30 protein-coding genes and 1 tRNA gene are annotated in these 26,773 nt (G+C 58.1%); 13 read left to right on the top strand and 18 right to left on the bottom strand.

Annotation, left to right across the window (positions count from 1 at the left end; all coding sequences use genetic code 11):
- Window positions 1–83: 83 nt before the first annotated feature.
- The 4 genes from AC8GFZ_RS16070 to AC8GFZ_RS16055 all read right to left on the bottom strand — a co-directional run bounded on the left by AC8GFZ_RS16070 (window position 84) and on the right by AC8GFZ_RS16055 (window position 4,109).
- Complete coding sequence (locus AC8GFZ_RS16070; RefSeq protein ID WP_506645935.1) at window positions 84–2,234, bottom strand: TonB-dependent receptor family protein; 2,151 nt, start codon at window positions 2,232–2,234, stop codon at window positions 84–86.
- A gap of 23 nt (window positions 2,235–2,257) precedes the next feature.
- Entirely contained in the window at window positions 2,258–2,785 is a 528-nt protein-coding gene (locus AC8GFZ_RS16065) for a copper chaperone PCu(A)C (protein ID WP_506645934.1), read from the bottom strand.
- A gap of 102 nt (window positions 2,786–2,887) precedes the next feature.
- On the bottom strand, window positions 2,888–3,271 hold the full coding sequence (locus AC8GFZ_RS16060) for a DUF2946 family protein (RefSeq protein ID WP_506645933.1): 384 nt from the start codon (window positions 3,269–3,271) through the stop codon (window positions 2,888–2,890).
- Between the two features lie 28 nt (window positions 3,272–3,299).
- Complete coding sequence (locus AC8GFZ_RS16055; protein WP_506645932.1) at window positions 3,300–4,109, bottom strand: enoyl-CoA hydratase/isomerase family protein; 810 nt, start codon at window positions 4,107–4,109, stop codon at window positions 3,300–3,302.
- 106 nt (window positions 4,110–4,215) lie between these two features.
- On the opposite strand from AC8GFZ_RS16055, the gene AC8GFZ_RS16050 reads away from it, so the two are divergent.
- Both AC8GFZ_RS16050 and AC8GFZ_RS16045 read left to right on the top strand, forming a co-directional pair.
- The gene (locus tag AC8GFZ_RS16050) at window positions 4,216–4,614 is read left to right on the top strand and encodes a TraR/DksA family transcriptional regulator (RefSeq protein WP_506645931.1); all 399 of its coding nucleotides are present in this window, start codon (window positions 4,216–4,218) and stop codon (window positions 4,612–4,614) included.
- A gap of 16 nt (window positions 4,615–4,630) precedes the next feature.
- A complete protein-coding gene (locus tag AC8GFZ_RS16045) occupies window positions 4,631–5,005 on the top strand; it encodes a hypothetical protein (protein ID WP_506645930.1) in 375 nt (124 codons plus the stop codon).
- Here AC8GFZ_RS16045 and AC8GFZ_RS16040 read toward each other — a convergent pair.
- Entirely contained in the window at window positions 4,992–6,005 is a 1,014-nt protein-coding gene (locus AC8GFZ_RS16040; RefSeq protein ID WP_506645929.1) for a fumarylacetoacetate hydrolase family protein, read from the bottom strand. The genes AC8GFZ_RS16045 and AC8GFZ_RS16040 overlap by 14 nt on opposite strands.
- 181 nt (window positions 6,006–6,186) lie before the next feature.
- Here AC8GFZ_RS16040 and AC8GFZ_RS16035 point away from each other — a divergent pair, with 181 nt between their 5' ends.
- From AC8GFZ_RS16035 to AC8GFZ_RS16025, 3 genes are all read left to right on the top strand, one after another.
- Entirely contained in the window at window positions 6,187–7,221 is a 1,035-nt protein-coding gene (locus tag AC8GFZ_RS16035) for a DUF3108 domain-containing protein (protein ID WP_506645928.1), read from the top strand.
- A 146-nt stretch (window positions 7,222–7,367) separates the two neighbouring features.
- Window positions 7,368–7,490 carry a hypothetical protein gene (locus AC8GFZ_RS16030; RefSeq protein ID WP_506645927.1) on the top strand — a complete coding sequence of 41 codons (123 nt, stop codon included), beginning with the start codon at window positions 7,368–7,370 and terminating at the stop codon, window positions 7,488–7,490.
- A 93-nt stretch (window positions 7,491–7,583) separates the two neighbouring features.
- On the top strand, window positions 7,584–7,865 hold the full coding sequence (locus tag AC8GFZ_RS16025) for a BTH_I0359 family protein (protein WP_506645926.1): 282 nt from the start codon (window positions 7,584–7,586) through the stop codon (window positions 7,863–7,865).
- 50 nt (window positions 7,866–7,915) lie between these two features.
- Here AC8GFZ_RS16025 and aptA read toward each other — a convergent pair whose 3' ends face one another.
- The gene (gene aptA, locus AC8GFZ_RS16020) at window positions 7,916–9,253 is read right to left on the bottom strand and encodes an omega-aminotransferase AptA (RefSeq protein WP_506645925.1); all 1,338 of its coding nucleotides are present in this window, start codon (window positions 9,251–9,253) and stop codon (window positions 7,916–7,918) included.
- A 49-nt stretch (window positions 9,254–9,302) separates the two neighbouring features.
- Complete coding sequence (locus AC8GFZ_RS16015) at window positions 9,303–10,100, bottom strand: ATP-dependent Clp protease proteolytic subunit (protein WP_506645924.1); 798 nt, start codon at window positions 10,098–10,100, stop codon at window positions 9,303–9,305.
- Between the two features lie 222 nt (window positions 10,101–10,322).
- Between AC8GFZ_RS16015 and purU the strand changes: the two genes are divergently transcribed.
- The 4 genes from purU to AC8GFZ_RS15995 all read left to right on the top strand — a co-directional run bounded on the left by purU (window position 10,323) and on the right by AC8GFZ_RS15995 (window position 15,815).
- Window positions 10,323–11,171, top strand: a complete 849-nt coding sequence (gene purU / locus AC8GFZ_RS16010) for a formyltetrahydrofolate deformylase (protein ID WP_506645923.1) — start codon at window positions 10,323–10,325, stop codon at window positions 11,169–11,171.
- A complete protein-coding gene (locus tag AC8GFZ_RS16005) occupies window positions 11,168–12,043 on the top strand; it encodes a LysR substrate-binding domain-containing protein (RefSeq protein ID WP_506645922.1) in 876 nt (291 codons plus the stop codon). Before purU ends, AC8GFZ_RS16005 begins: the two co-directional genes overlap by 4 nt.
- A 103-nt stretch (window positions 12,044–12,146) precedes the next feature.
- The gene (locus AC8GFZ_RS16000; protein WP_506645921.1) at window positions 12,147–14,228 is read left to right on the top strand and encodes a response regulator; all 2,082 of its coding nucleotides are present in this window, start codon (window positions 12,147–12,149) and stop codon (window positions 14,226–14,228) included.
- Between the two features lie 81 nt (window positions 14,229–14,309).
- Complete coding sequence (locus tag AC8GFZ_RS15995) at window positions 14,310–15,815, top strand: FAD-linked oxidase C-terminal domain-containing protein (RefSeq protein WP_506645920.1); 1,506 nt, start codon at window positions 14,310–14,312, stop codon at window positions 15,813–15,815.
- Window positions 15,816–15,947: 132 nt separating this feature from the next.
- Here the strand turns inward: AC8GFZ_RS15995 and AC8GFZ_RS15990 are convergent, their stop codons facing one another.
- Together AC8GFZ_RS15990 and AC8GFZ_RS15985 are read right to left on the bottom strand one after the other, a co-directional pair.
- A complete protein-coding gene (locus AC8GFZ_RS15990) occupies window positions 15,948–16,373 on the bottom strand; it encodes a hypothetical protein (RefSeq protein WP_506645919.1) in 426 nt (141 codons plus the stop codon).
- Between the two features lie 152 nt (window positions 16,374–16,525).
- Window positions 16,526–17,215: a YggS family pyridoxal phosphate-dependent enzyme gene (locus tag AC8GFZ_RS15985; protein ID WP_506645918.1), complete on the bottom strand. Its 690-nt coding sequence runs from the start codon at window positions 17,213–17,215 to the stop codon at window positions 16,526–16,528.
- Window positions 17,216–17,246: 31 nt separating this feature from the next.
- Between AC8GFZ_RS15985 and AC8GFZ_RS15980 the strand changes: the two genes are divergently transcribed.
- Window positions 17,247–18,287 (top strand): type IV pilus twitching motility protein PilT, encoded by a 1,041-nt coding sequence (locus tag AC8GFZ_RS15980; protein ID WP_506645917.1) that lies wholly within the window; start codon window positions 17,247–17,249, stop codon window positions 18,285–18,287.
- Window positions 18,288–18,367: 80 nt separating this feature from the next.
- On the top strand, window positions 18,368–19,279 hold the full coding sequence (locus AC8GFZ_RS15975; protein ID WP_506645916.1) for an NAD(P)-dependent oxidoreductase: 912 nt from the start codon (window positions 18,368–18,370) through the stop codon (window positions 19,277–19,279).
- 88 nt (window positions 19,280–19,367) lie between these two features.
- Here AC8GFZ_RS15975 and AC8GFZ_RS15970 read toward each other — a convergent pair whose 3' ends face one another.
- The 3 genes from AC8GFZ_RS15970 to AC8GFZ_RS15960 are packed head-to-tail and all read right to left on the bottom strand — an operon-like array spanning window position 19,368 to window position 21,023.
- On the bottom strand, window positions 19,368–20,015 hold the full coding sequence (locus AC8GFZ_RS15970) for a BON domain-containing protein (protein ID WP_506645915.1): 648 nt from the start codon (window positions 20,013–20,015) through the stop codon (window positions 19,368–19,370).
- A complete protein-coding gene (locus AC8GFZ_RS15965; RefSeq protein WP_506645914.1) occupies window positions 20,012–20,608 on the bottom strand; it encodes a phosphoheptose isomerase in 597 nt (198 codons plus the stop codon). Before AC8GFZ_RS15965 ends, AC8GFZ_RS15970 begins: the two co-directional genes overlap by 4 nt.
- Window positions 20,609–20,642: 34 nt before the next feature.
- On the bottom strand, window positions 20,643–21,023 hold the full coding sequence (locus AC8GFZ_RS15960; RefSeq protein ID WP_506645913.1) for a YraN family protein: 381 nt from the start codon (window positions 21,021–21,023) through the stop codon (window positions 20,643–20,645).
- A gap of 14 nt (window positions 21,024–21,037) precedes the next feature.
- On the opposite strand from AC8GFZ_RS15960, the gene rsmI reads away from it, so the two are divergent.
- Entirely contained in the window at window positions 21,038–21,967 is a 930-nt protein-coding gene (gene rsmI, locus AC8GFZ_RS15955) for a 16S rRNA (cytidine(1402)-2'-O)-methyltransferase (protein ID WP_506645912.1), read from the top strand.
- 44 nt (window positions 21,968–22,011) lie between these two features.
- On the opposite strand, the gene AC8GFZ_RS15950 is transcribed toward rsmI, so the two are convergent.
- Window positions 22,012–22,087 (bottom strand) — tRNA-Arg (locus AC8GFZ_RS15950).
- A 162-nt stretch (window positions 22,088–22,249) separates the two neighbouring features.
- On the opposite strand from AC8GFZ_RS15950, the gene AC8GFZ_RS15945 reads away from it, so the two are divergent.
- Window positions 22,250–22,756, top strand: a complete 507-nt coding sequence (locus AC8GFZ_RS15945; RefSeq protein ID WP_506645911.1) for a c-type cytochrome — start codon at window positions 22,250–22,252, stop codon at window positions 22,754–22,756.
- A gap of 99 nt (window positions 22,757–22,855) precedes the next feature.
- On the opposite strand, the gene AC8GFZ_RS15940 is transcribed toward AC8GFZ_RS15945, so the two are convergent.
- From AC8GFZ_RS15940 to atpD, 5 genes are all read right to left on the bottom strand, one after another.
- A complete protein-coding gene (locus AC8GFZ_RS15940; protein ID WP_506645910.1) occupies window positions 22,856–23,392 on the bottom strand; it encodes a DUF2946 family protein in 537 nt (178 codons plus the stop codon).
- Window positions 23,392–24,351: a YheT family hydrolase gene (locus tag AC8GFZ_RS15935; protein ID WP_506645909.1), complete on the bottom strand. Its 960-nt coding sequence runs from the start codon at window positions 24,349–24,351 to the stop codon at window positions 23,392–23,394. Before AC8GFZ_RS15935 ends, AC8GFZ_RS15940 begins: the two co-directional genes overlap by 1 nt.
- A complete protein-coding gene (locus AC8GFZ_RS15930) occupies window positions 24,348–24,797 on the bottom strand; it encodes a YybH family protein (RefSeq protein WP_506645908.1) in 450 nt (149 codons plus the stop codon). Before AC8GFZ_RS15930 ends, AC8GFZ_RS15935 begins: the two co-directional genes overlap by 4 nt.
- An 81-nt stretch (window positions 24,798–24,878) precedes the next feature.
- On the bottom strand, window positions 24,879–25,295 hold the full coding sequence (locus tag AC8GFZ_RS15925; RefSeq protein WP_506645907.1) for a F0F1 ATP synthase subunit epsilon: 417 nt from the start codon (window positions 25,293–25,295) through the stop codon (window positions 24,879–24,881).
- A 34-nt stretch (window positions 25,296–25,329) separates the two neighbouring features.
- Window positions 25,330–26,751: a F0F1 ATP synthase subunit beta gene (atpD, locus tag AC8GFZ_RS15920; RefSeq protein ID WP_506645906.1), complete on the bottom strand. Its 1,422-nt coding sequence runs from the start codon at window positions 26,749–26,751 to the stop codon at window positions 25,330–25,332.
- Window positions 26,752–26,773 lie beyond the last annotated feature (22 nt).

The raw sequence follows: 26,773 nt of genomic DNA, 5'->3' as shown, positions 1-26,773 counted from the left end.
TTTTCTGGCCCTTGACATTGGACAGACGCGCACTGCAGCCCCAAGGGGACGCACTGAGATCCAGCCAATGGAAAGCCGATCAATTAATCAAACTTAGCCTCAAGACCCACGTAGAAAGACCTGCCATCGCCTGGGTAATAACGGCGCCCATCTCCTGGAACAGTGGTGTAGTTGGCTGCAATGTTGGTTGTGGCAGCATATTTCACATCTGCCAAATTACGTGCATCCAAAAACCACGACCATTTTTTATCAATCGCTTGACCTGCCTTGAACCCTAACAGTGTGTAGCTGTCGTTGTAAACGGTGTTGGCGTTATCCATTGGCGCTTGATTGGGCACCCACTCAAACTTAGGCCCTAAATACATACCTGGCTTACCACCTATTTCCTCACCAAATCGGTACAGAACCTCACCACGAACGATGACAGGTGGGAAGCCAGGCAGTGCGTTGTTGCCAGCTGTATCGTTGTTAACGAATCTGAAGTCACTGTACAAAAGCGCCAAGCGGGTATCCAATTTTTTGTCATAAATATGTCTCAAGCCAAACTCAATGCCTTGATGCAAAGACAAGGGAATGTTGGTCGTTGAGGAGGTCGTACAAGCCGCGTTTGAGCAAACGGAGAGAAATTCGTTTTGCAAACCAGCCCTGTAGTATGTGATATCCCAATCGTACTGATGCTTATCTATGCGCGCTTCGCCACGGGTGCCGACCTCCCATGTGATGCCGGTTTGCGCCATATTCGCCGTAGTTGTTGTTCCCGCAAGACCAAAAATTGGCGCTTCGAAATTGCGACTGATGCTGGCAAACACTTGATTGGATGGCGTCAGTTCATGGGTCACGCCTACCCGCGGACTCCACTGAGTGAATGTGTAATCGTAGTTATTGGTTAAAAGAATAGCGTCCACAACCTTTCGTGATGCCCTGTCGTACTGAAGGGCTGCCGTCCAAGTCGTTCGGTCAGAGGACTTATATTTGTCCTCAATGTATAGATTGTCATTTATAGACTGTTGGTCGTAATTTGAAGTCGCCGCTCCCGTGGCAACGCCTAAATGATTTGTGGGCTTTGAAGTGCCTTTGGTTGAACCAATGCTGGGTAGATAAGCGACGCTGATTTGATGCTGGTCATAAATGCGAGTTGCCTTGATGTGACCGCCCATGGATTTCGCATTTTGCTCAATGATGGAATCAATCGGGTGCCATAGGCTGTAGTTCATAGAGTAAATGGCAAATTCGTAGATGGTGTTGCCATCTCGCACTGTCGTCTTGTTGGCGATGCGTTGAGCTTCAACATCACGTCGGCGATTGGCTTCCTCACGAAATGGATAGATCCCTGAGCTGACCGAGCTGTTCGCCATGGCTGGATTGCTGTCCAACTCCGCCTTTGTCAAATATCCGGGAAGCTGAGATTTGCTGTTGACAGCGGCCACATAAAAACGCGATTCAATGTCTTTGCTGACTTTCACGCCAAAGTTGCTCAAAAGCTTTTGATTTTCCATTTTGGCGTGATCTCGAAAGCCGTTTTGCTTGGTCTGTGATCCCGCCACGTAGTAATCCCAGACGTTTCCATTGGTCGCGTTTGGCTTTGAAACCGCAGCAGCGCTGCCAAATAACTTGTTGTATCCGTAGCTTCCTCCTTCAACCCTCACCAAACTACCAGGATTGCTATACCCGGTTGGTGCTGCGAAATTAATCGCACCGCCCAATGTTGTCGCACCATACGTTGTTGCGTTAGGGCCGCGCAAAACCTCAACATAACTCGATGCATTCGGATCCACAGTTTGCATGTCAAAGAAGCCATCCGCGTAGTTAACGGGTACTCCGTCCTGCATGACTTTCGTGCCAAAGCTGTGAAAGGTTCGACTGAGTGCTGAGCCACGAATAGAAATCCTCGCCTCCTCTGAACCAAACCGATCTTGGATAAATACGCCCGGGGCCAGGCCCAGGCTATCGCTCCAAGTCGACTGACGACCTTCTCGCACTTGATTCAAATCAACAATAGAGGCACCACCAGGAATGGCCCTGGCACTTTCCTTGGCGCTCTCAATTGAGTTTTGGGTCAAAGAGTCCGTCTTTCCCGTGACGACCACAGTGCCCAATGACTTATCACTGATGGACTGTGCGTGCACTGCACCCATAAATAAAAAAATTAGAACGCAGCCAATCAACCATTGAGTTGGGTTGAAAGACGGAGGACTGTGCCTTGGCTCAGCCATGTGATTTTGATTTTGTTTCATGATTTTGAAATTTTTTTCCGCGCTCAGTGCGCATGTGCCGGCGTGGCTGTGGGTGTGTTTTTGGGTTGTTGCACCACCACTTTGACCTCGACTTCACCGGCCTGCTCAAAGCGCAGCCACAGCGAGAAGCGGTCGCCCACGGCCAAGGGGCGTGGCAAACCGGTGAGGGTCAAGGTGTGCCCTTGCGGGCTGTTGTGGCGCATGGGCACATCGGCGTTGGCCGGTATGTCAATCGCAGCGACGGTGGTTTTGCGCACCGCGCCTTGGGTGGTGTCGATGTGTTGCCAAGCCATGCCGGTGGTCAGGGAGGTGCGCGCCGACAGCAATTTGTCGGGGCGATGGCCGCGATTTTTTAAGGCACGGAAATACACCTGGGCGCTGAGTTCGCCTGGCTGGCTGGGGGTGGCATAGGGGTGGTCGATGCGCACGTCCCCGGCGTCATAACCATGGGCCTGGGCGGTCGCGCACAGCGCAAAAATACCCATCACCAAGCCAGCGCGCAGGGCGCGCCAAGCGCGAGACGCCTTGGAAAAAAAGATAAATGCGTTCATGGTCCACCTCAATGCATTGACAACACGGATGTGGGCAGGGGCAACAAGCCATGCACCACGCAGGCAAAGCGCCAAGGACTGGCACTTTGTCAGTTCACAGGGTCAAAGCAGAGAGGGCGGGGCGCGGGCCAGTCCAGGCGACCACTGCACGGACGGCAGGTACTGGCTGACGGCTTGCAACTCGGGCGGGGCCGAGGTCAGAGGTGCCCATGCGGGAACCAGGGGGGTGGGCAGGCCACATGCCAGTTGGGCATGCAGCACACAAAAAGCACAAGCAGGGTTGGCCGCGTTGGCAGGGGCCTCGCTGCCCGCGTCCAAGCTGGCCACCGACTTCATGCCCGTGCTGGTACAGACCATGGCCATATCGCCCATGGACGGGTTGGGCGACACCACGGCTTGCGACAAGGCCGGGGCGATGGCGGCGAACAGCAGCGCGGCACTGGCGATCCAGTTCCACAGCTTGAGTCGTTTGGCCCAGGTGTTCATCGTGGCGCGATTCTAATGAAACCGAAACTCACCCAAAGTGGGGGGCGCGTCGCTGGCGCAGCGAGGCCACGCCTTCGTGCACATCGGGGCCCGCAAAACCCATGAACTCCAGGGCCAGCGAGGTGTCAAAGGTGGGACCCGCTTGGCGCAACCAGTTGTTGAGGGCGTATTTGGTCCAGCGGATGGCGCTTTGGCTGCCGTTGGCCAACTTGTCGGCCACTTCATAGGCCTTGTCCAACAGGTCTTTGTCTTCCACGCACAAAGACACCAAGCCAATGCGCTCGGCCTCTTCGCCGCTGAGGGGTTCGCACAGCATCAAGTGGTATTTGGATTTGGCCATGCCACACAACAGCGGCCAAATGATGGCCGCGTGGTCGCCTGCCGCCACGCCCAAACGGGTGTGGCCATCGACAATCTTGGCGCTTTTGGCCGCGATGGAGATGTCGGCTAATAAGCCGGCGACCAAGCCCGCACCCACCGCCGGGCCGTGCATGGCGCTCACGATGGGCTTGTCGCAGTTGATGATGTTGTAGACCAAGTCGCGCGCTTCGCGCCACACCCGCGAGCGCACCTCAAAGTCTTGCGCCATGTCTTGCACCAAGGCCAGGTCGCCGCCACCCGAAAAGCCCAGGCCTTCGCCGCGCAGCACCACACAGCGCACGCTGTCGTCTTTGCCCACATCGCGCCAAATTTCAGACAACTCCTCATGCCCGGCATGGCCGGCTGTGGGCAGTTTGCCATTTGCGCCCGCCTTCATTTGGACGTCGAGCACGCTGTCGGCGGGGCCTCGGCGGGTGATGGTCATGGTGGTGTAAACGCTGTAGTCGATGGGTTTCATGGGGGTCTTTGCGGTCAATGAAGATGCTCTTTATTGTGCCTTCAGCGCGATGGCGCACCGCTTTTGTTGACCAAGGTCAAGGCCAACGCATCACGGCGAGCGCATGATGAAAGCATTGACATCTTCGGGAATTCGCATGGACACCACGGCCGCTCAGCCTTATTTGTATCAACTGACCCGCCAGCGCATCCAATTGTTGGCGCAAGTGGCCCAGCAGCGTGGGGGCAAGCTGGGCCGGGCCGAGGTGGCCCACACCCACTTTGACAACAGCCAAGACGACCAGGCGCAAATCCGCAGCGAGCGCGAGCTTGAATTTGCGCTCAACGAGCACGAGTTGGTTGAGCTGCAAGCCATCGAAGACGCGTTGAAGCGCATCCAAGAGGGTGTTTATGGTTTGTGCCTGTCGTGTGGTGCACCCATCCCGCACGAGCGGTTGCACGCTGCGCCACAAGCCCTGCGCTGTGTGGCGTGCCAAACCACGTTTGAAACTGCCACAGCCCACTGAACCACCAAGGAACCCCATGTCTACTTTTCACGCCGTCGTTTGGCTAGACCACCAAAACGCCCATGTGCTGATGTTTGACCGCGAGCATGTGCAGGCCGAGCGCATCCAGTCACGCAGCACCCACAGCCACCAAGGCAAGCATGCGGACACCAAGTCGTATTTCGCCGAAATCAGCCACGGCTTGGCGGGGGTGCATGAAGTGTTGTTGACTGGGCCGGGCACCGCGCGCACAGAGTTTCGGACGTGGTGCGATGCGCATGCCAAGGGGTGCGCCCACGCCATCATCGACAACGTGGCCAGCGACCACCCCACAGACCCGCAGTTGGTGGCGATGGGGCGTCAGTACTTTTTAAAGTTTGACCAGATGGCCAGCGACCCTAGCCAGCGTTGAGCGGAGCGATGCGCTGGTCGATGGCGCCAAAAACGCTTTGGCCATCTTTGCCCTTCATTTCAATGCGCACGGTGTCGCCAAACTTCATGAAGTCGGTGCTGGGCTGGCCATCCAAAATGGTTTCAATGGCGCGCTTTTCGGCGATGCAGCTGTAGCCTTTGGGCCAGTCTTTTTTGCCGTCGCGCTCAATGGCTTTGTTGCTCACGGTGCCGCTGCCCACAATGCTGCCCGCGCGCACGTTGCGGGTTTTGCCCATGTGAGCTATCAACTGACCAAAGTGATAGGTCATCTCGGGGCCGGCTTCGCACATACCCACTTTGCGGCCATTCCAGCTCACCTGCATGCTCAGGTGCACACGCCCACCTTGCCATGCGTCTCCCAACTCGTCCAGCGTCACCGCCACCGGGCTGAATGCCGTGGCTGGCTTGCCTTGAAAAAAGCCAAAGCCTTTGGCCAGCTCATCGGGGATCAGGTGGCGCAATGACACATCGTTGGCCAACATCACCAAGCGCACACCGTCCAAAGCCTGCTCTGGTTTGGCTTGCATGGGCACATCCCCGGTGATGACGGCCAACTCGGCTTCGAAGTCGATACCGAAATCCTCGCTGGGGCAGATCACGTCGTCACACGGACCCAAAAAATCATCGCTGCCGCCTTGGTACATCAGGGGTTCGGTGTAATAGTTTTCGGGCACTTCGCTGTGGCGGGAAGCGCGCACCAACTCCACATGGTTCATATAAGCAGAGCCGTCGGCCCACTGATAAGCACGCGGCAAGGGGGCCATGCACATGCGTGGGTCAAACGCAAACGCATGCCGGGCTTTGCCGTGGTTGAGGTCGTGCGAGAGGTCTTGCAACTGCGGCAACATGAAGTTCCAGTCGTCCAACACCTGTTGCATCCGATGGGCAATGCCAGTTGCATAATGCGCCGTGGTCAGGTCACGGGACACCACCACCAGTTGCCCATCGCGCGATCCGTCTTTATAAGTGGCCAATTTCATGGTGTGGGGATTCCGATGTGGGGAGGTGTTCAAGTGCCGGGCGCAAGGCGCCGGTGGATGCTTCGATTGAAAATTTTACAGGACGGGTAACTCGGGCATGCGGTTTGTAACCATTGCTTCGCAGATGCGCACCAGGGCCGGGCCCAGCCCTTGGGTTTGGCTGATCAGCGCGGTTTTGCACATGTGGGTGCTGTTTCAATGGCCCACTTGGCAGGCTCAGGCAGCGCCCTCGCCGCGATGGCAAGTGCAGGTGCTGACCGATACAGCCGCTTCCGATCTGCGCTGGGCCCCCATGCCGACCGCCGCGCTGCCCACACCGCCCAACCAGCCCTCTGCCCTGCCCCAACCCATTGCCGCCACGCCCCCAGCGTCGCACGCCAGCCGCGCTCCCGCCAGCCTCACCACCCCAACGACAGCGCCCACGCCGGCACTGCCGAGCCCTGAAGCAGAGGCGGATGTCGCAGTGCAGCCGCACACGGACACCCTGCTGGCCCAGGCCAAGCCCGCCATGGCTGCAGCTTCTGCGCCCAGCACCACGGCAGCTGCCCCGTCGGCTGTGGGCGGCTTTCGCCCCCCGGTGGGCGCACGTTTGCGCTATGACCTGCAAGGCATTGCCAAAGGCTTTGGTTATTCGGCCAAGGCCGAGTTGCTGTGGCAACCCGACGCCAGCCAATACGAGTCCCGCTTGGAGGTGTCGCACTTTTTGCTCGGCTCTCGGGTGCAAACCAGCCAGGGTCAGATCACCGCCGAGGGGCTGGCCCCGCGTCGGTTTGGTGACAAAGTGCGCAGCGAGCAAGCGGCGCATTTCCAACGTGACAAGGGGCTGATCACTTACAGCGCCAACACCCCCGACGCACCGCTGCTGGCCGGCACGCAGGACCGCTTGAGTGTGTTCATTCAAATTTCCGGTCTGCTGCTGGCAGAACCCCAACGCTGGGGGACCGGCGCTGTGATGAACTTCAACACCACCGGTGCGCGCGACAGCGAGCCGTGGGCGTTTCAAGTGGCGGGCATGGAGCAACTCAAAATGCCCTATGGCAACCTTGAGGCCCTGCGTTTGGTGCGACAAGAGCAAAAACAATATGACCAGCGCGTCGAATTGTGGATGGCACCCAGCTTGGAGCACCTGCCGGTTCGCATCCGCATCACCCAAACCAGCGGTGACCAGGTGGACTTGTTGTTGCGCAGCAAAGAATCCGCCAGCACCAACCCTTGACCCCTTTTGATGCCCCACGCAAGCTCAAGATTGGCGCGCTGGGGTCGATTCCAAACTTGACCGCTCCTTGGGGCGTCAAGGTCTGCCCCGAACGGGGTGGGTGGGTGGCTGCACCAGTGCAGCTGCGTTTTTGCAGGAATGCGGCCATGGGATACCTGATTTCATTTGTATTTGGCATTTTTGTGGCCACCATTGGCCTGGGTGGACGCGCACCGGTATTGGATGCGCACTGGAGCCCTGCCCACCAAACCGCACCCGCCTCGCGCTGATTTCTGCCTGGGCTGCCATCGTTGGCCTTGAAATGGGCGCCGCAGCGCCGATATCAGGTTAATATGATCGTCAACGACACCACGGGCAGCACCATGAATACGCTTTACGACTCCGAGTCATTTGCCGTTGTGCACATGGCAGCCGATGTGCCCGGCGACAAACCGCAAGCCACGGCCCAACCCATGCTGTCGCGCCAGGGGTTTGAAATTGTCGACAAACGCAACGGCAAAGAGGTGTACCTCGATGGCTATTGGGCCGAGCTGTTTCAACAGCACATCACCCAGTGGCAACTCAAAACACCGACCCAAGACGAAGTGGAAGACACGCTGGCCCAATACGCCGAATTGGCCCAAAACCCGGTGGTGATGCACTGAGTTAGGAACTTGAAGTTCACTTGAAAAAAGCCCGCTGCTGCGGGCTTTTTTCATGCCGGTAAACCGGCAATGACATCGGCCAATGTGGCCACCATGTGCTCGATGTGCTCACGCTCCACAATGAAGGGTGGCGCAAACACCAGGTTGTCACCCGCACTGCGCACCAAAACCCCTCGGCGCAGGCATTCTTGAAACACAGCATACCCACGTTGACCCGCACCTTGGGCAGAAGGGCTGAGCTCCACCGCAGCAGCCAAGCCCAAGGAGCGAATGCCCACCACATGCGGCAGCCCCTTGAGGTTTTGGTGCATCGCCCGCCCAAGCAAAGGGCCCATTTGGCCTGCGCGCTCAAACAAACGCTCTTGGGCCATCAATGTCAAAGTGGCGACCGCCGCCGCGCAAGCCACCGGGTGCCCCGAATAGGTATATCCATGCAAAAACTCGATGGCATGGGCCGGGCCCCCTTTTTCGGTCACGGCCTGGTAAATGGCTTCGCGGCAAATCACCCCACCCATGGGCACCACGCCATTGGTCACGCATTTGGCAAAGTTGAGCATGTCGGGAACCACGCCAAAGTAGTCCGCCGCAAATGGCACGCCCATGCGGCCCAAGCCAGTGATCACCTCGTCGAAGATCAACAAAATGCCGTGCTTGTCACATATTTGCCGCAAGCGTTGCAAATAGCCTTTGGGCGGGATGTACCAACCCGCGCTGCCGGCCACCGGCTCGACGATGATGGCGGCCACATTGCTGGGGTCGTGCAAAGGCAAGATGCGCTGCTCGAGTTCGTTGAGCAGGTCGTTGGAAAACTCGGGCAACTCGCCTTCGATGTAGGCATGTTGTTGTGGGTCATGGATGAAAGCCATGTGGTCCACGCGGGGCAGCATGGCCGCGCCAAAAGCCTTGCGGTTGCCGCTGATACCGCCCACGCTCATGCCGCCAAAACCCACACCGTGGTAGCCGCGCTCACGGCCAATGAACACCGTGCGCTGAGCTTGGCCGCAGGCGCGGTGATAAGCCAAGGCCATCTTCAATGAGGTGTCGGCCGCCTCTGACCCCGAGGTACAAAAAAACACCCGGTTCAAGTCGCCCGGCGCCAATGCGGCCAGCATATCGGCCGCTTCAAAAGCGCGGTCGTTGCCAAACTGAAAGGCCGTGGCGTAATCCAGCGTGTCGAGTTGTTTTTTGATCGCCTCGTTGATGGGCGCGCGGTTATGACCCGCACCCACACACCACAGGCTGGAGATGCCGTCGAGCACCCGCTGACCCTCTTGGGTGGTGAAGTGCATGCCGTCGGCACCCACCAAAACCCGAGGCGACTGGCGAAAGTCGCGGTTGGGCGTGAAGGGCAACCACAAATGATTGCCAAGGGACGGTGGGTTTTGCATGAGGGTCTCCCTGAATGCGCCAGCCTTGGCCTTCAAGTGCCCGCCAGCTTCAGGGCATTCTAATTTGCAAGTTGTCTGGCAAATCCAACACCACGCTGCTGCTGGCGGTGACCACGCCCAAGGTGAGGGCGTCTTTGTGTGCGTACTCGGCGCACTGCTCACGCGGCGTGCGTGCCGTGGGGCAATGCAAGGTGATGCGGTCGCGGGGGCGGTTGCGGTCCATCTCTCGGATCAAAACAAAGCCGCTGGCGTCTTGCATTTGGTACAGGGCGATGTTCAACAGCTGCGCATCAAATTTAGCGCCCATGCGCTCTTGGTAGAAGTCCCACATTTCTCGGGCGCGCTCTGGAACCAGCGCACCGGTGAATGGCATGCTGGGCCCATGGATACCCACCACAGTGAGGTGCGGCGCGACACCCGTGGCGTATTGGCGCTCTTGGCCCGCCATGAACAACAAAGAACATGCCGACAGACACTGGCCCACCACCAAAGTCGTCAAACCTTGCCCTTGCAGCCAGCGCGCCATCGCCATGCCGGCGGGCAAATCGCCCCCGGGTGAGTTGACCAAGATCAGGCGCTTGACTTCGCCACGCTCAAACTCGGCACGCAACAGGCGGTCATCGTGGCGCTCAATCACACCCGACACAAACACATCGCTGCCCACGCGCTGAACCGTCATGGCATTGGCAGCGCACATGCATGAGAAAAAACCCAGAGCGATCCACTTCAAGCCCGCAGCGTGCGAGTGGCGCCACACATGCGAAAGTACTCTTCTGAGCAATCGCAAACCGCATTTTTCGGCATCAACGAAAGTATGTGTTTTTGAAAAAATGTGTGTGCTGTTCATATCGCCTCCACCGGTGTCGGTATGGGTATGAATCAGCAAAAAATGTGCCTTTGACAGCCTCCTACTTTTGGTTTCTTCACTCGCAAAAGGCGCCATAAATGCGCACCTTTGAACTCATGGCGATGCACGGTTTTTTGACACACAGACAAAGCCCAGCGCACGAAAAAGTGCATTCACGTCAGAACCGCTTTATTCGCCCACAAGTCCTGCGAAAATATCTGAATGACTCCTTCTTACATCCTCACTTTGTCGTGCCCCGACCGCCCGGGCATCGTTCACGCCGTTTCAGGTTTTTTACTCGAGCGCGGTGGCAACATCGAAGAGGCCGCGCAATACAGCGACTTGGCGACCGGCTTGTTTTTCATGCGGGTGCGCTTTGTGTGTGACCAAGCCACCGAGGCGGTGCTGCGTGCGCAACTGGCAACGATGGCACCCGGCTTTGACATGCGCTGGGACTTGCACGCGAGTGGCCAAGCCATGCCCTGCGTGATCATGGTCAGCAAAGAGGGCCACTGCCTCAACGATTTGCTGTTTCGCTGCAAGAGCGGTTTGCTGGGCGTGGATGTGCGCGCCATCATCAGCAACCACCGTGACTTTTATCAGCTGGCCGCCAGCTACAACGTCCCCTTTCACCACATTGAAGTCAACGCCGCCAATAAGGCGCAGGCTGAAGCACGCCAGCTTGAAATCATCCACGCTGAAGGCGCGCAATTGGTGGTGTTGGCGCGCTACATGCAAATTTTGTCCAATGCCATGTGCGAGCAACTGGCGGGCAAAGCCATCAACATCCACCACAGTTTTTTGCCCAGCTTCAAAGGCGCCAAACCCTATCACCAAGCCCACCACCGTGGGGTCAAGCTGATTGGTGCGACAGCCCATTACGTCACCGCCGACTTGGATGAAGGCCCCATCATTGAACAAGACGTGGCGCGCGTCGACCACAGCAAAACCGTCGAAGACCTCAGCGCCTTGGGGCGCGACACCGAAAGCCAGGTGCTGGCGCGCGCCGTCAAGTGGCACAGCGAGCACCGTGTGCTGCTCGATGGCCACAAGACCGTGATCTTTAAATGAGTTCACGCATCCCACCCATCCAGTGCCTGCTCACCTTTGAGGCGCTGGCCAGGTTGCGCTCGGTCACGCTCACTGCCGAAGAGCTGTTTGTCACGCCCAGCGCGGTCAGCCACCGGGTCAAGCAGCTCGAGCAGCTGTTGGGTGTCAAGCTGTTTGGTCGCGCCGATTTCTCCTTGACCTCTGAGGGCAATGAATACCTCTCCCATGTGCGCCAAGGTTTGGCCAGTCTGGAGCGCTTTCCCGGTCAAGATGGAGGGCTGAACACCGGCAAACGCAAATTGCGTTTGGCTGTGACCCCCACCTTTGCGCGCTCGATCTTGATGCCGCGCTTGCGCCAATTCACCGAGGCCTATCCCGAGATAGACCTGACTTTGCAAGTGACCATACCGTTGCTGGATGTGGTGGCAGAGGACGCCGACTTGACGGTGCGCTTTGGCACAGGACGGTACTCAGATTTAGAACATGTGTGCATCCTCAAGGACGAGGTCACCCCTGTGGCTTCTCCTGCTTTTGCCCGCGAATTTGGCCCTTTTGATGAACCCGAAGATCTCAAAGAAGTCACTTTATTGCGCAGCCCATTAGAACCATGGCGAACCTGGTTTGCAGCCCATGAACAAGACTGGCCCGAACCCTTGGATGGCTCTTGCATGAACGATGTGGGCTTGGTGTGTGAAGCGGCAGCGCAAGGCCTGGGTGTGGGCTTGGTGCGCCTCAAACTGGCAGCCCCTTGGCTTGAAAATGGCAGTTTGGTCAGGTTGTTTGACAGCCAAATTCCAAGCCCCCACGCCCACTATTTGTGCTGGCGAACAGGTACCATGGACAGGTGGGAGTGTGCTGCATTCGCGCAGTGGTTGGAGCAAGCGGTTCGTTGAGTTTGCCCGCTGTGGCCGCACCCACACATGCGGCTTTGCATTGCTGTTCGCCAGGCCTGAACAACATCTCTGCGCACCCTGATGGGGTGTTTGACTGCATGCCATGACCTTGCCTGATCCGTCTACAGCCACCACCACAGCACCCAATCATTTTCCCCCAACCCCACCCATTGGCGCGCGCTGGCGCACCACGCTGGTGGGAACGCTGATGGGCTTGATCATGCTGGCGCTGGGCAGCTTTGTGGTGTTGATGTCACAGCACTTGGCCCAAGAGCAAGCCCAAGAGGCGCTTGAGCGGTCTTTGCTGCGCCAAGCGCAAGACATCTTGAAGTTTCGCAATTTCTACACCACTGAAGTCATGGCGCCAGCCCAATCCAGCGGGGTTCGCGTTTCACATGATTTCAAAGACAAGCCTGGCACATTGCCCTTGCCGGCCACCATGGTGATTGAGCTGGGCCATTTTTTCAACCAAGAAGAGAAAGGCAGCAGCACGGCCTACTACAGCGACATGCCGTTTCCTTGGCGCGCGCTGCAGCGCCAACTCGATGGTTTTCAAAAAGACGCCCTGGTGGCGCTGCGCCAGAACCCAGATCGCCCCTTCATCCGCGAGGAACAACGCAATGGCCAAACCTTTGTGCGCCTGGCCCTGGCCGACCGCATGCAAGAGGCTTGCGTGAGCTGTCACAACACTTACCCCCAGTCTCCCTTCACCCAATGGAAATTGGGCGATGTGCGTGGCGCATTAGAAGTGTCAATGCCCATCTTGCCCACGCGCACCAACACCCATCAGCTGATCAACTACACCTTGGGCATACTGACTTTCGTGGCCATGCTGGGCTTGTTTTTGTTTTGGCGCGCGTTGCGCTCAGCCGACTTGCATTTGCAAACGGCCGAGGGTTTGGCGGCCAAGTACCAAGAAAGCAACATCGCTTTGCGCGCAGAAGTCATGCAACGTGAAGCCATGGAGCAAGGCCTGCGCGACAGCCAAAAAGACCTGATCGAAGCCAAAGCCAAGGCAGACTCTGCCAATGAATTGAAAAGCCAGTTTTTGGCCAATATGAGCCACGAAATTCGCACCCCCATGAACGGCGTGGTGGGCATGACCCAAATGGCCCTGCAGACTTCGCTGGACCCACAACAGCTCGAGTACATCAGCTTGGCCAATGTGTCGGCCAAACATTTGATGGCGGTGATCAACGATATTTTGGATTTTTCAAAAATTGAAGCTGGGCATCTGAGCTTGCAGCCCATTGCTTGCAGCCCTTGGGATGTTGCGGTGCAAACCGTGCGCAGTTTTCAGCGTGAGGCCCAAGAGAAAGGCCTGCTGCTGTCGATTGAGAGTGATGGCAGCGACCCGCCATCGGTGATGCTGGACCCAGTTCGCTTGCGCCAGGTGTTGACCAATCTGATTGGCAACGCCATCAAATTCACCGCCAAAGGCGAGGTTCAAGTGACCATGCGCGCACTGCCCAACAGCCTCAATACCGCTGTCAGCTTGGCATTCTCTGTGCGCGACACAGGCATTGGTTTCGCAACCGAACAATCCACCCGATTGTTTGACCCTTTCATCCAAGGCGATGGCTCCATCACCCGTTCATTTGGTGGCACCGGCTTGGGCTTGGCCATCAGCCGCAACTTGGTTCGGCTCATGGGCGGTGACATCCATGCCATCGGCAAAGTCAACCAAGGCGCCACCTTCAGCTTTGAAATCAAAGCCCCCCTGGCACCGGCTTGCGATACCCACATGCTGGAGGCATCCACGGGATTGACCGACCCAGCCCTGCCCGTTTTGCGTCAACACATCTTGGTGGTTGAAGACCATGCCATCAACCTCAAATTGGCCTGTCTGTTGCTTGACCGAATGGGCCACACCTACCAAACCGCTGCCAATGGCCAAGAGGCCTTGCAGTTGTTGACCGAGCAAGCCTTTGACATGGTTTTGCTCGATGTGATGATGCCCGTGCTTGACGGGATGAGCACCCTCAAGGCCTTGCGCCAGTGGCTCAACAGTCCTTTGACGAGCATGCCGGTGATCATGGTGACCGCCCATGCCATGACCGGCGACCGCGAACGTTTTTTGGCCGCTGGGGCCAATGGCTATGTCTCCAAGCCGATTGGTTTTGAAGCCCTGGAACAAGAAATCCAGCGTTTGGCACGGGCCAAAACCCAGCCGCCATCCATTTGATCCACAAAGCTTTGCATTTTTTTCACACGACAAACCCCCATTTGGGCCTACATTGGGGGCCTGTTGAAACCAAGCCTAATCATGAACGCTGTTGCAACCCCACCCTTAGAAACACCCCTGGCCGCCACTGCGGTTGCCCCGGCAGAGGTGTTGTCGGCCTTGCGTACCGTGCTGCCCGCCCACGCGGTGCTGTCCTCCAGCGAAAACACCACGCCTTATGAATGCGATGGGCTGACCGCTTACCGTCAACGCCCCATGTGCGTGGTGCTGCCCGAAACCGAAGCGCAAGTGCAAGCCGTGTTGCGCACTTGCCAGCGCTTGGGCGTGCCGGTGGTGGCGCGCGGGGCGGGCACCGGTTTGTCGGGCGGGGCCATGCCCCATGCGCAAGGCGTCACCTTGTCGCTGGCCAAGTTCAACAAGATTTTGAAAATGGATGTGCACAGCCGAACCGCCGTGGTGCAGTGCGGTGTGCGCAACTTGGCCATCAGCGAGGCCGCCGCACCTTTGGGCCTGTACTACGCGCCTGATCCATCGAGTCAAATCGCTTGCACCATTGGTGGCAATGTGGCGGAAAACTCGGGCGGCGTGCATTGCTTGAAATACGGCCTGACCCTGCACAACGTGTTGAAGGTCAAGGGCTTCACCATGGATGGCGAGCCCATCGAGTTTGGTGGCGACGCTTTGGACGCGCCAGGCTTGGACCTGCTGCCGTTGGTGGTGGGCTCGGAGGGCATGTTGGCCATCACCACCGAGGTGACGGTCAAGCTCACGCCCAAACCACAGTTGGCACGCTGCATCATGGCGAGCTTTGACGATTTGCGCAAAGCCGGTGACGCGGTGGCTGCCGTCATCGCGGCGGGCATCATCCCTGCAGGCTTGGAGATGATGGACAAGCCCATGACCGCTGCGGTGGAAGACTTTGTTCACGCCGGCTACGACCTGAGCGCCGAGGCGATATTGCTGTGCGAGAGCGACGGCACGCCCGAAGAGGTGGAAGAAGAAATTGGCCGCATGAGCGCGGTGCTGCAACGCTGTGGCGCGACCGCCATTGCGGTGAGCCGCGACGAGGCCGAGCGCCTGAGGTTTTGGAGTGGCCGCAAGAACGCGTTTCCCGCCAGCGGCCGCATCAGCCCCGACTACATGTGCATGGACTCGACCATTCCGCGCAAACGCTTGGCAGACATTTTGTTGGCGATTGCCGAGATGGAAAAAAAGTACGGCTTGCGCTGCGCGAATGTGTTCCATGCAGGGGATGGCAACTTGCATCCGCTGATTTTGTTTGATGCCAACGACCCTGACCAATTGCACCGCTGCGAACTCTTTGGCGCAGACATTTTGGAGACCAGCGTCGCCATGGGCGGCACGGTGACCGGCGAGCACGGCGTGGGCGTGGAAAAACTCAACTCCATGTGCGTGCAGTTTTCAGCCGCTGAAAACGAGCAAATGTTTGGCGTCAAACGCGCCTTCGACCCGCAAGGCTTGCTCAACCCTGGTAAGGTGATTCCCACCCTGCAACGCTGCGCCGAGTACGGCAAGATGTTGGTGAGGGGTGGGCAAATCAGCCACCCGGATTTGCCGAGGTTTTAGATTGCTTCGCTGCGCTCGCAATGACTCGTATTGTCATTGCGAGGAGCCGTCATTGCCAGGAGCGTAGCGACGAAGCAAAGTGACAGTAAAGATTGCTTAAGCCATTCAGGCCTCGCAATGACAATTCCATCTCTAAGAACTTATCCAACCCAACTCACGCATGGCCCAACTGGCGTTCCACACCTTGACCATGTGTGCGACCTGATCGTTGGCGTCCATGGTCAAGATATAGACATAGTGGGAGTGCGTGGTTTTGTGGGTGGGCGGCACGGGGCCGCCTTCGCCCACATGGGTGGCATGGTAGGTCGCAAAAAACACCGCTTGGCGCTTGGCCTCGTCGTAGCCCTGGGCGTGCAGTTCATAGTGGGCACCGGCTGCGGTGACGGTGCCAAAGCCTTTGATCCACTCGCAGTAAGCCTGCACCGTCTTGACCTCGATCAAAGGCTCGCTTTGGGCCACAAAGCTCGCGCCTTCGGCGACATAGGCTTTGCAGCCCTCCCAGCCCAAAGGGGTTTCGCAAGCATGAAAAAAGCGTTGGGCGTTGTCAAAGGTGGACATGGTTTCTCCTTCAAAAAGAAAACCAATATACCAATTTAATTCAATTAGTGAGTATTAAAAATACATATTTCGACTGTGGGGATTGCTTCGCTTCGCTCGCAATGACAATCAGTAGGCTACCTATGACATTGCGTGAGGCGATGCTGGCACCTTTACCTCGCCCCAAACACCGCAGTCCCCACGCGCACCAGGGTGCTGCCCGCTTGAATCGCGGCCTCCAAGTCAGCGCTCATGCCCATGGACAAGGTGTCAAAGTGCGGCAAGCACAAGGCGGTTTGCAATTCATCGAACAAGTGCTTGGCTTGGGTGTGCACCGCCAGTTGCGCGTCAAAGCCCTCCACTGCATCGGGGATGGTCATCACGCCGCGCAGCACCAAACGAGGTAATGTCGCCACCGCTTGTGCCAAAGCCAATGCATCAGCAGGTGCCACACCGGCTTTGGTGGGGCCGCCATCGATGTTGACTTGCAAACACACTTGCAATGGCGGCAGGTGTGCGGGGCGTTGCTCGCTCAAGCGCTGGGCGATTTTCAGGCGGTCCACGCTGTGCACCCAGTCAAAGTGCTCGGCGACCAAACGGGTTTTGTTGCTTTGCAAGGGGCCGATGCAATGCCACACCAAACCGGCCACGCTTTTGAGCGCGACGATTTTGTCAACGCCCTCTTGCACATAGTTTTCGCCAAAGTCGCGCTGCCCCAAGGCGGCCACAGCAGCGACGGCATCGGCGGGGAAGGTTTTGGACACGGCCAAGAGTTGCACGCTGCCCGGGCTGCGGCCACTGGCCTGGCAGGCCGCACCAATGCGGTCATGCACACGTTGCCACGAGGAGGAGAGGCTGTTCATAATGGAACTATAACGATCAGGGAGGGGACGCATGACCATCGACACATGGATTGGCCAAGCCATGGCGCAGCGCGCTTCGGACATTCACTTGCGATCAGGTGCCCCGCCGATGATGCGCGTGGATGGCGACTTGCACACCCTGACCCCACAAATCTTGGCCCGTGAAGACTTATTGGCTTGGCTACAAGCCTTGCCGCCCACATGCAGGCCGCCCACTTTGCAAGCCCCGCTGGATTTTGACGCTGCCCTGGTGTTGCCGAGCTTAGGGCGTTTTCGCTGCAACCTGTTTTGGCATGACCAAGGGATGGGAGTGGTGCTCCGACCCATCCCAACTAAAGTGCCGACCTTGGAGGGCTTGCAATGCCCAACCGCTTTGGCCCATTGGGCGAGCCAATCCCATGGGCTGGTGTTGGTGACGGGCCCAACTGGCTCGGGTAAGTCGAGCACCTTGGCGGCGATAGTGCAGCACATTCACCAACACCAGGCCCGCCACATCATCACGCTGGAAGACCCGATTGAGTTTGTTCATGGATCTGGCCAGGGTTTGGTGACGCAACGCGAGGTGGGGCGCGACACGGCCAGTTTTGCCGTGGGCTTGCGCGCTGCTTTGCGCGAAGACCCCGATGTGATTTTGGTGGGGGAGTTGCGCGACACCGAAAGCATCCGCTTGGCCTTGACCGCGGCCGAGACGGGACACCTGGTGCTGGCGACCTTGCACACCAACAGTGCGGCCAGCAGCATCACCCGCATGGTGGATGTGTTTGAGCCGGCAGAAAAAGGCTGGGTCCAAAGCCAACTCAGCACCAGCCTGCTGGGCATTGCCTCCCAGGTGTTGCTGCGCCGCGCTCAGCAACCCGGACGGGTAGCGGCCTTTGAGATATTGCGCGTCACACCCGCTGTGGGACAAATGATTCGCGACCAAAAAATCAATCAAATCGCCCACGCCATGCAAACCGGTGCCCGCTGGGGCATGCAATGCATGGCGCAAGATGTGCAACGTTTGGCTGCAGCTGGTGTGATCGATGCACACGAAGCTCAAAGACATGGCCTGACGCGCAACACGGGGGACTGAGGCTCTGGGTGGCGCGATGGCGTGCGCCGCTTGAGCGGGGCACTATCATTCGGTTTTTTCAACACAACCTTGACACCCCCATGAGCAGCCTGAACCCCAAAACCTACGACACCACTCCCCCCATGTCTGTGGCCTTCATTGGCTTGGGCGTGATGGGTTTTCCCATGGCCGGCCATTTGGCCTTGGCTGGTCACCGCGTGACCGTTTACAACCGCAACGCGGCCAAGTCGCAAGCGTTTTGCCAAGAGTTTGCTGCCCAAAAGCCCCTGCATGCACCCACCCCACGCGAAGCCGCGCAAGGGGCCGATTTGGTGTTTTGCTGTGTCGGCAATGACGACGATTTGCGCTCTGTCATTTTGGGTCCAGACGGCGCCTTGGCCGGCATGAAGGCCGGCACGGTGCTGATTGACCACACCACCGCATCGGCCATGGTGGCGCGCGAGTTGTGTGCCCTGGCGCAGAAGCAAGGCGTGGCTTTTGTGGATGCGCCGGTCTCGGGTGGTCAAGGGGGCGCGCAAAACGGATTGCTCACCGTGATGTGCGGCGGCGATGAAGCGGCTTTTGAGCGTGCCAAGCCGGTGGCCATGGCGTTTTCACGCGCCTTCACTTGGATGGGCGCCAGCGGTGCGGGGCAATTGACCAAGATGGTCAACCAAATTTGCATTGCCGGTTTGGTGCAAGGCCTGTCGGAGGGCATCGCCTTTGGCCAACGTGCGGGGCTGGATGTGAACCTGGTGCTGGACGTGATTGGCAAAGGCGCTGCCCAGAGTTGGCAGATGGACAACCGTGGCAAAACCATGGTGGCCGACAAATTTGACTTTGGTTTTGCCGTGGATTGGATGCGCAAAGACCTCGGACTGGTGATGGACGAAGCCAAGCGCAATGGTGCCCGCGTGCCCGTGACCGCCTTGGTCGACCAGTTTTATGGCGATGTGCAGGGCCTGGGCGGTTCGCGCTGGGACACGTCCAGCTTGATCAAGCGTTTGAAGTGATCACACCTGGGGCCTGCAATGGCCCTGGGAGTGGTTTTGCCTGTGCTCAATGCAACGGTTACAACGCTCCGTGCCTTGATCGCTGAGGTCAGGACTTGCCGGCGGGTGTTGCGGGCGCAGGGTCGGGCTGAAGCGTTTTCAGCTCTTCTTCGGTGATGATCTCAAACACCCGAATGATTTTTTGCACACCACTCACGCCGCGTGCGATCTCCACCGCACGGGTGGCTTCACGCTGGGTGACGCGCCCCATCAAATAAACCGTGCCACGCTCGGTCACCACCTTGAATGCACTGGCAAAAACGTCTCGGCTGTCGATCATCGAGGCCTTGACCTTGCCAGAAATCAAGGCGTCATTGCTGCGCTCTGACAGACTGGAATTGGGTGCCACCGCCAATTCGTTGACCACGCTGCGAACGTTTTCCACCCGATTGAGGATTTGCTCGGCCAATTGCTTTTCTTGGGCTTTGGAGACTTCGCCCGTGAGCAGCACTTGGCGGTTGTAGCTGGTGACATTGATGTGAACGCCAGAGCCAATTTGCTCGCGAATCCGTGTGCCGGCACGCAGCTCAATGCCTTGATCTTCGAGTTGCGCGCCCGCCGTGCGCCGGTCTGAGGCCACCATGGTGCCGCCCACAAAGCCACCCACCATCAAGGGTGCCACACAGCCACTCAATAGCAGTGTCAGCACGGACAAGCCGGCCAAGCGAGAAAGATGGAAACGAAGGGATGATGTCATGGGGTTTCCTGGTCACCGAGAAGTTGAGAATCAACGCCATCACACATGCAGTGAATGGCCAACAAATGCACCTCTTGGATGCGGGCAGTGCGCTCGTGCGGCACACAAATGTGCACATCGGTTTCGCGCAACATGGTGCCCATCTTTCCGCCACCTTTGCCGGTCAAAGCAATGACGGTCATTTCGCGTTCATGGGCCGACTCGATGGCGGCAATCACATTCGCCGAGTTGCCACTGGTGGAGATGGCCAACAGCACATCCCCCGACTGGCCCAGCGCCCGCACTTGTTTGGCAAAAATTTGGTTGAAGTGATAGTCGTTGGCAATGGCCGTCAGGATGGAGCTGTCGGTCACCAGCGAGATGGCTGCCAATTCAGGCCGTTCGCGCTCAAAACGCCCCACAAACTCTGCCGCAAAGTGTTGTGCGTCACCGGCCGAGCCGCCATTGCCACAAGCCAGCACTTTGCCACCATTGGTGACACTGGCCAAGATGGCCTGCACAGCGGCGGCAATGGGTTTGCTCAAGATTTGCGCCGCCTGGTACTTGAGGTCGGCGCTGTCGATGAAATGCTGTTCGATGCGTTGCTCTAACATGGGGTGATCATAACTTCTGGTGGCCTCCGTGTTGTTACATCGCATCAAATGCCGCTTGAATCCACGCCAGGCCCTCTGGCTCGACCACGATCACGTCAAAACGACACGGTGGCTCAACGGCCAAACGCGACAAGTAATGCCGCGCGGCCCACACAATTCGCCGCCGCTTGGCAAAACCGATGCTGGCCGCCGCACCCCCATGGTCGCTGCGGCTGCGCTGGCGCACTTCGACAAACACCAGGGTTCCATCCCGGTCGCGCATGACCAGGTCGATTTCACCGCCACCGCGCCCTGGGGTTCGATAATTGCGCGTCATCAAACGCAAGCCTTGGTCTTGCAAGTGTGCCAATGCCCGCGCTTCCGCGGCATCACCTTGCTGTTTGGTGCTGACCCGCTTTGGATCGAGATTGCCCATTGAGTGCCTCCCCCATGAGTGCTTCTTTTGAACCTGCACTGGCCGCTGCGCATGCCGCCGCTGCCATGCAAGACCACCCGCAAGCCACTTTGTACATGGTGGGCACCCCCATTGGCAACTTGGCAGATATCAGTTTGCGCGCTTTGCACGTTTTGACACTGGCCGACACGATTGCCTGTGAGGACACGCGCCACAGCCAAAGCCTGTTGCGCGCCTATGGCATCGACAAAGCAGCCCACCAGTGGCTGGCAGTGCATCAACACAACGAGGCCCAAGCCAGCGATCAAGTGCTGGCCTTGTTGCGCCAGGGCCAGCGGGTGGCCTATGTGAGCGATGCCGGCACCCCCGGCATCAGCGACCCAGGCGCCCGCTTGGCGCACGCCGTAGCTGCCCAAGGGCTGCGGGTGATGCCCATCCCTGGTGCCAGCAGCATCACCACTTTGCTGAGTGCCTGCGGCAGCACCAAGGCACAAGTCGCCGGTTTCGTTTTTTGGGGCTTTTTGCCCTCCAAAGGGTCTGAAAGGGCCAGCGCTTTGCAAGCCTTGGCGAATGAACCACGGGCCCAAGTGCTGCTCGAATCACCCCACCGCATGAACACCTTGGCCAGCGATTTGTCCACCCTGGGTGAGCGACCTGTCACCGTGGGTCGGGAGCTGACCAAGCAGTTTGAAGAGGTCGCCACCCTGCCAGCCCATCAATTGCCCGGTTGGTTGGCCCACAGCCCGCAGCGCTTGCGCGGCGAATTCACATTGGTGGTGCACCATGCGCCACAACACACCGATGAAATGGCCCAAGCGCGCCGGGTGCTGGGTTTGTTGTTGGCCCAAGTGCCGGTCAAAACCGCTGTGCGCTTGACCGCTGACATCACCGGACAAGCCCGCAACCTGCTGTATCCCCTGGCCTTGGAAATGCAGAATGACGACCCGAATCGGGAGATGGATTGAGCCTTTGGCCTCGCATCGCCTGCAAGGTGAGGCAGATGGGCAATTGGTGCGGCTGGCGGGGATCGAACCCACGACCCTTGGCTTCGGAGGCCAATACTCTATCCACTGAGCTACAGCCGCATTGCGTGAGCAGACATTGTAGGTGCGCTCGGCGCATGGCGAGTGCACTAAGCCGCAGACGCAGACGCCGACCAAGTCTCATGCAAGCCCGCTGTCAGCCCGCGTCGAGGGCAAATGTATAATTCTGGATTGATTTCAGCGCCTCAGCACAGGACACGCCCCATGAGCGATAAGCACGAAGAAGACCACACCGGCCCCATTAAAACACCCACTCAATTGCTGGTGACGGTGGCCATTTCATTCATTGCACCTGTGTTCATCATCATCGGTCTGGTCTATTACGTCAGCACCCAAAACAAGCCTGCAGCGGGTGCCAACAACTCGCCCGAAGCGGTGGCCGCTCGGTTGCAAAAGGTTGGCAGCGTTGAGGTTCGAGATGCCAGCCGTGAGCTCAAATCCGGTGAAGAAGTCTACAAAGCCCAATGCACGGCCTGCCATGCGGTGGGAGCGGCTGGTGCACCCAAATTTGCAGATGCTGGCGCTTGGGGTGCGCGCATCAAAACAGGCTACGAAAGTCTGCTCAACTCGGCCCTTAAAGGCAAGGGTGCGATGGGTGCGCAAGGCGGTGGCGATTTTGAAGATTTGGAAATCGGGCGTGCCGTTGTTTATTTGGCAAACTCTGCTGGCGCCAAATTTGCCGAACCGAAAAAGCCCGAATCGGCCAAATAATTCGCTGGTTCGCTCATTGAAAAAGGCCCCCCTTGGGGCCTTTTTTTCTGGGCCCACAAGGCCTACGTTCAGTGTTCTTGAACCAACATCCCCCAAGCATCAATCTGGTGAGTTCAATGACCAGCTTTGCGGGCTTTTGACATAGCCAAATTGAGCCGGTAATTCTGCGCTTTGGCATGCTTGCACGTTCCAAAGCCCTTGCTCGATGGCTTGGGCGGCCCAGGCCACATCTTGGCTTTGCAACAAGCCAAAGCCCACTGGGCATGCCAAATAGACCTTACCGTTTTCATCCACCCAGCATTCCTGTACCACGGTTGGCAAGCCCGTGTGGGTGCGCACCGTGCCATCCGGATCGATGCGCCACACCCATGGCGTGGCCTCCAATTCGACGAAGACCTGCTGTGGTCCATTTTGAAAGTACCAGCAGCCATGTCCATTAGCCATGTAGTTGCGGCCAATGAAGTCGATCAGCTTATCGTGCTTCAGTTGTGAGCCCTTGCTTACGGCAAATGCACCGCCCGCCTGCGCTCTTTCATCACGCATATACCAATGGCCGCGAGCATCCAAACCCAACCAACCATGGCAAGCGGGCACATTCGGCCATTTGGCCATGGCTTGTTTGACGATGTCATCCATCAGGGATTGAGCCTCCACCACTGCATCAAATATTCTGGCAAATCTTGCAAGCGTCCAGGTGGCGATCCCTGCAGAAAACCCACATGCCCGCCAGTGTCAGTTTGACACAGCACCACCGATGGGCTGACCTGATCGGCCTGCGGCCAGCTGTGGGCAGGCACGAATGGGTCATTGCGGGCGTGGATGATCAGGCTGGGGCAGGTGATGGTGCGCATCCCTGGCTTGGCAGATGCCCGCTGCCAATAATCCTCAGTGTTGGCAAAGCCATGCAATGGCGCGGTAAACACATTGTCAAAGTCGTACAAAGTTCGCGCGCGTTGCATCTTGCCCAAGTCGAACAAACCCGGGTGACGTTGCCACATTTGCCCCGCTCGATGCTTCATGGTGCGCAAGAACATGGGCGTATAGGTCCAGCGATTCACGCCCCGCCCCATCGCATGACCACTGGCGGCCAAATCAATGGGTGCGCAAATGGCCGCCAGTGAGCGCACCAGTTCACCGGCTTGGTGTCCTGCTTCCTGCGCCCAACGCAACAAAGCGTTGCCGCCCAAGGAAACACCCGAGACATGAAGTCGTTCATGCCTTAGCCGCAAACGACGCAATATCCAATCGATTTCAGCATGGTCGCCAGAGTGGTATGCGCGTGGCATTCGGTTGAGCTCACCGCTGCAACCCCTGAAATGCGGCACCGCCACATGCCAACCTGCCGCGTGCGCTGCATGTGCGCAAGAACGGATGTAATGGCTGCGCGAGGAGCCCTCCAAGCCGTGGTACATCACCCAGCAAGCTTGCCCGGTGTGCCCGGGCCAAAAGTCCACATCGATGAAGTCGCCATCTGGGCAGTCCCAGCGTTCACGCTGCCAAGGGATGGGGGGTCCAGTGTGTGACCACAGCGCCGAGGCGATGGTTTGCACATGCCCCCCGTGCGCCCAAAAGGGTGCGCGGTAGGCCCATTTCAATGCAACACCTGCGGCGCCTCTCCGATTTCTGGGGCCTCACCTTCGGTGCCTGGACTGGCGTGGTGTACCACCATGCGCCACCCTTGTGCGGTGCGGTGATACACATTGGTGGCGGTGACATAGGCTTCGCGCGGACCATCGGGCGTGAGTATTTGAATGGTTTCAATCACACTGTGCACAGCACTGGTGAGCGACTCGACTTTGCGCAAACGTTGCGGGTGGGCCTGGATGGTGCCATTGGAGAACATGCTCTCAAAGGTGGCCCGAATGGCCAAAGCACCCATCACCCGTGGACCGCCAGGGTGGACACACACAATGTCCTCTTCGTCGGACCAACACGCCATCAAGCGCTCGATGTCGCCGTTTTGCATGGCCTCATAAAAGGCCATTTCCACATCGTCGGCACTGCCGCCCAAAGCGGCGGCACGCAATTTATCTTTGGGCATGGTGCGATTGTGCCTTGCTGAACCAGCGCATAAAAAACCCCGGCACACGGCCAGGGTTGTAGGGCAAGCGAAGGCTGAGTTTCACTTCTTACCGCGGTACTTTCGCAAGGCAGCGAGTTGTGCCGCAAATATCATCAGCTCGGATTGGGCCGCAGCCATGTCCACTTCGGTTTTGGCGTTGCGAAGGCTTTCTTCAGCCGCTTTTTTAGCCGCATTGGCGCGCTCTTCGTCCAGGTCTTTGCCACGCACTGCTGTGTCTGACAGCACGGTGACTGAGTCGGGTTGCACCTCTAAGATGCCGCCAGCGACAAACACAAATTCCTGTTCGCCATCGGGCTTGTGAATGCGAACCGAGCCGGCTTTGATGCGCGAGATCAATGGTGTGTGACGCGGATAAATGCCCAACTCGCCCACTTCCCCTGGCAAGGCCACAAAGGTGGCTTCGCCAGAGTAAATCAGCTCTTCAGCACTGACCACATCGACTTGCATGGTTTTCATTGGGCTTCCTTATCAGGTGCGGTTGCAGCCCAAATCAAATTTTCTTGGCTTTTTCGATGGCTTCGTCGATCGTGCCCACCATGTAGAACGCTTGCTCGGGCATGTGATCGCACTCGCCGGCCACGATCATTTTGAAACCGCGAATGGTTTCGGCCAAGGTGACGTACTTGCCAGGTGAGCCGGTGAACACCTCGGCCACGTGGAATGGCTGACTCAGGAAACGCTGGATTTTGCGAGCGCGGGCCACGGCCAGCTTGTCTTCGGGTGCGAGTTCGTCCATGCCCAAAATCGCGATGATGTCGCGCAGCTCTTTGTAGCGCTGCAAAGTGCCTTGCACCGCACGGGCGGTTTCGTAATGGTCGTTGCCGACCACCAAGGGGTCGAGCTGGCGGCTGGTGGAGTCCAAAGGGTCCACAGCAGGATAGATACCGAGCGACGCGATGTCACGCGACAACACCACGGTGGAGTCCAAGTGGGCAAAGGTGGTGGCAGGAGATGGGTCGGTCAAGTCATCGGCTGGCACATACACAGCTTGAATGGACGTGATGGAACCTACTTTGGTGGAGGTGATGCGCTCTTGCAAACGGCCCATTTCTTCGGCCAGCGTTGGTTGGTAACCCACGGCAGAAGGCATACGGCCCAACAAGGCTGACACTTCGGTACCGGCCAAGGTGTAGCGGTAGATGTTGTCCACGAAGAACAGCACGTCTTTGCCTTCATCACGGAAAGATTCGGCAATGGTCAAGCCAGTCAAAGCCACGCGCAAACGGTTGCCAGGGGGCTCGTTCATCTGACCGTAAACCATGGCCACTTTCGACTCTTCCAAGTTCTTCAAATTCACGACACCTGAGTCGGCCATCTCGTGATAGAAGTCGTTGCCTTCGCGCGTACGCTCGCCCACACCAGCAAACACCGACAAGCCGCTGTGCGCTTTGGCGATGTTGTTGATGAGTTCCATCATGTTCACGGTTTTGCCCACACCGGCACCACCGAACAAGCCGACCTTACCGCCCTTGGCGAAAGGACACACCAAGTCAATCACCTTGATACCGGTTTCCAGCAGTTCTTGTGAAGGGCTGAGTTCGTCGTACGCAGGGGCTTTGCGGTGAATCGAAGCGGTTTGGGTTTGGTCCACAGGACCTCGCTCGTCGATGGGCGAGCCCAGCACGTCCATGATGCGACCCAAAGTGGCTTTGCCCACCGGCACAGTGATGGCTGCACCGGTGTTGGTGACCATCAAACCGCGGCGCAAGCCGTCAGAGGTGCCCAGCGCAATGGTGCGCACAATGCCGTCGCCCAATTGCTGCTGCACTTCCAGCGTCAGGGCCGTGCCCTCGAGTTTGAGCGCATCGTAAATGCGTGGCATGTGGTCGCGCGGAAACTCCACGTCCACCACCGCGCCAATACATTGGACGATTTTTCCTTGAATACCTGCGTTGGTCATTGCCTGAGCCATTTTGATTCGCTCCAAAAATAAA

Origin of the sequence: Limnohabitans rimovensis (SeqCode) (assembly GCF_965234775.1) — a bacterium.
Taxonomy (GTDB): Bacteria; Pseudomonadota; Gammaproteobacteria; order Burkholderiales; family Burkholderiaceae_C; genus Limnohabitans; species Limnohabitans rimovensis.
This window is presented reverse-complemented; position numbering and strand designations above follow the sequence as displayed.

Coding starts and splice junctions, on each gene's coding strand:
- AC8GFZ_RS16070 (WP_506645935.1), bottom strand. CDS start 2,234: ATGAAACAAAATCAAAATCACATGGCTGAGCCAAGGCACAGTCCTCCG.
- AC8GFZ_RS16065 (WP_506645934.1), bottom strand. CDS start 2,785: ATGAACGCATTTATCTTTTTTTCCAAGGCGTCTCGCGCTTGGCGCGCC.
- AC8GFZ_RS16060 (WP_506645933.1), bottom strand. CDS start 3,271: ATGAACACCTGGGCCAAACGACTCAAGCTGTGGAACTGGATCGCCAGT.
- AC8GFZ_RS16055 (WP_506645932.1), bottom strand. CDS start 4,109: ATGAAACCCATCGACTACAGCGTTTACACCACCATGACCATCACCCGC.
- AC8GFZ_RS16050 (WP_506645931.1), top strand. CDS start 4,216: ATGAAAGCATTGACATCTTCGGGAATTCGCATGGACACCACGGCCGCT.
- AC8GFZ_RS16045 (WP_506645930.1), top strand. CDS start 4,631: ATGTCTACTTTTCACGCCGTCGTTTGGCTAGACCACCAAAACGCCCAT.
- AC8GFZ_RS16040 (WP_506645929.1), bottom strand. CDS start 6,005: ATGAAATTGGCCACTTATAAAGACGGATCGCGCGATGGGCAACTGGTG.
- AC8GFZ_RS16035 (WP_506645928.1), top strand. CDS start 6,187: ATGTGGGTGCTGTTTCAATGGCCCACTTGGCAGGCTCAGGCAGCGCCC.
- AC8GFZ_RS16030 (WP_506645927.1), top strand. CDS start 7,368: ATGGGATACCTGATTTCATTTGTATTTGGCATTTTTGTGGCCACCATT.
- AC8GFZ_RS16025 (WP_506645926.1), top strand. CDS start 7,584: ATGAATACGCTTTACGACTCCGAGTCATTTGCCGTTGTGCACATGGCA.
- aptA (WP_506645925.1), bottom strand. CDS start 9,253: ATGCAAAACCCACCGTCCCTTGGCAATCATTTGTGGTTGCCCTTCACG.
- AC8GFZ_RS16015 (WP_506645924.1), bottom strand. CDS start 10,100: ATGAACAGCACACACATTTTTTCAAAAACACATACTTTCGTTGATGCC.
- purU (WP_506645923.1), top strand. CDS start 10,323: ATGACTCCTTCTTACATCCTCACTTTGTCGTGCCCCGACCGCCCGGGC.
- AC8GFZ_RS16005 (WP_506645922.1), top strand. CDS start 11,168: ATGAGTTCACGCATCCCACCCATCCAGTGCCTGCTCACCTTTGAGGCG.
- AC8GFZ_RS16000 (WP_506645921.1), top strand. CDS start 12,147: ATGACCTTGCCTGATCCGTCTACAGCCACCACCACAGCACCCAATCAT.
- AC8GFZ_RS15995 (WP_506645920.1), top strand. CDS start 14,310: ATGAACGCTGTTGCAACCCCACCCTTAGAAACACCCCTGGCCGCCACT.
- AC8GFZ_RS15990 (WP_506645919.1), bottom strand. CDS start 16,373: ATGTCCACCTTTGACAACGCCCAACGCTTTTTTCATGCTTGCGAAACC.
- AC8GFZ_RS15985 (WP_506645918.1), bottom strand. CDS start 17,215: ATGAACAGCCTCTCCTCCTCGTGGCAACGTGTGCATGACCGCATTGGT.
- AC8GFZ_RS15980 (WP_506645917.1), top strand. CDS start 17,247: ATGACCATCGACACATGGATTGGCCAAGCCATGGCGCAGCGCGCTTCG.
- AC8GFZ_RS15975 (WP_506645916.1), top strand. CDS start 18,368: ATGAGCAGCCTGAACCCCAAAACCTACGACACCACTCCCCCCATGTCT.
- AC8GFZ_RS15970 (WP_506645915.1), bottom strand. CDS start 20,015: ATGACATCATCCCTTCGTTTCCATCTTTCTCGCTTGGCCGGCTTGTCC.
- AC8GFZ_RS15965 (WP_506645914.1), bottom strand. CDS start 20,608: ATGTTAGAGCAACGCATCGAACAGCATTTCATCGACAGCGCCGACCTC.
- AC8GFZ_RS15960 (WP_506645913.1), bottom strand. CDS start 21,023: ATGGGCAATCTCGATCCAAAGCGGGTCAGCACCAAACAGCAAGGTGAT.
- rsmI (WP_506645912.1), top strand. CDS start 21,038: ATGAGTGCTTCTTTTGAACCTGCACTGGCCGCTGCGCATGCCGCCGCT.
- AC8GFZ_RS15945 (WP_506645911.1), top strand. CDS start 22,250: ATGAGCGATAAGCACGAAGAAGACCACACCGGCCCCATTAAAACACCC.
- AC8GFZ_RS15940 (WP_506645910.1), bottom strand. CDS start 23,392: ATGGATGACATCGTCAAACAAGCCATGGCCAAATGGCCGAATGTGCCC.
- AC8GFZ_RS15930 (WP_506645908.1), bottom strand. CDS start 24,797: ATGCCCAAAGATAAATTGCGTGCCGCCGCTTTGGGCGGCAGTGCCGAC.
- AC8GFZ_RS15925 (WP_506645907.1), bottom strand. CDS start 25,295: ATGAAAACCATGCAAGTCGATGTGGTCAGTGCTGAAGAGCTGATTTAC.
- atpD (WP_506645906.1), bottom strand. CDS start 26,751: ATGGCTCAGGCAATGACCAACGCAGGTATTCAAGGAAAAATCGTCCAA.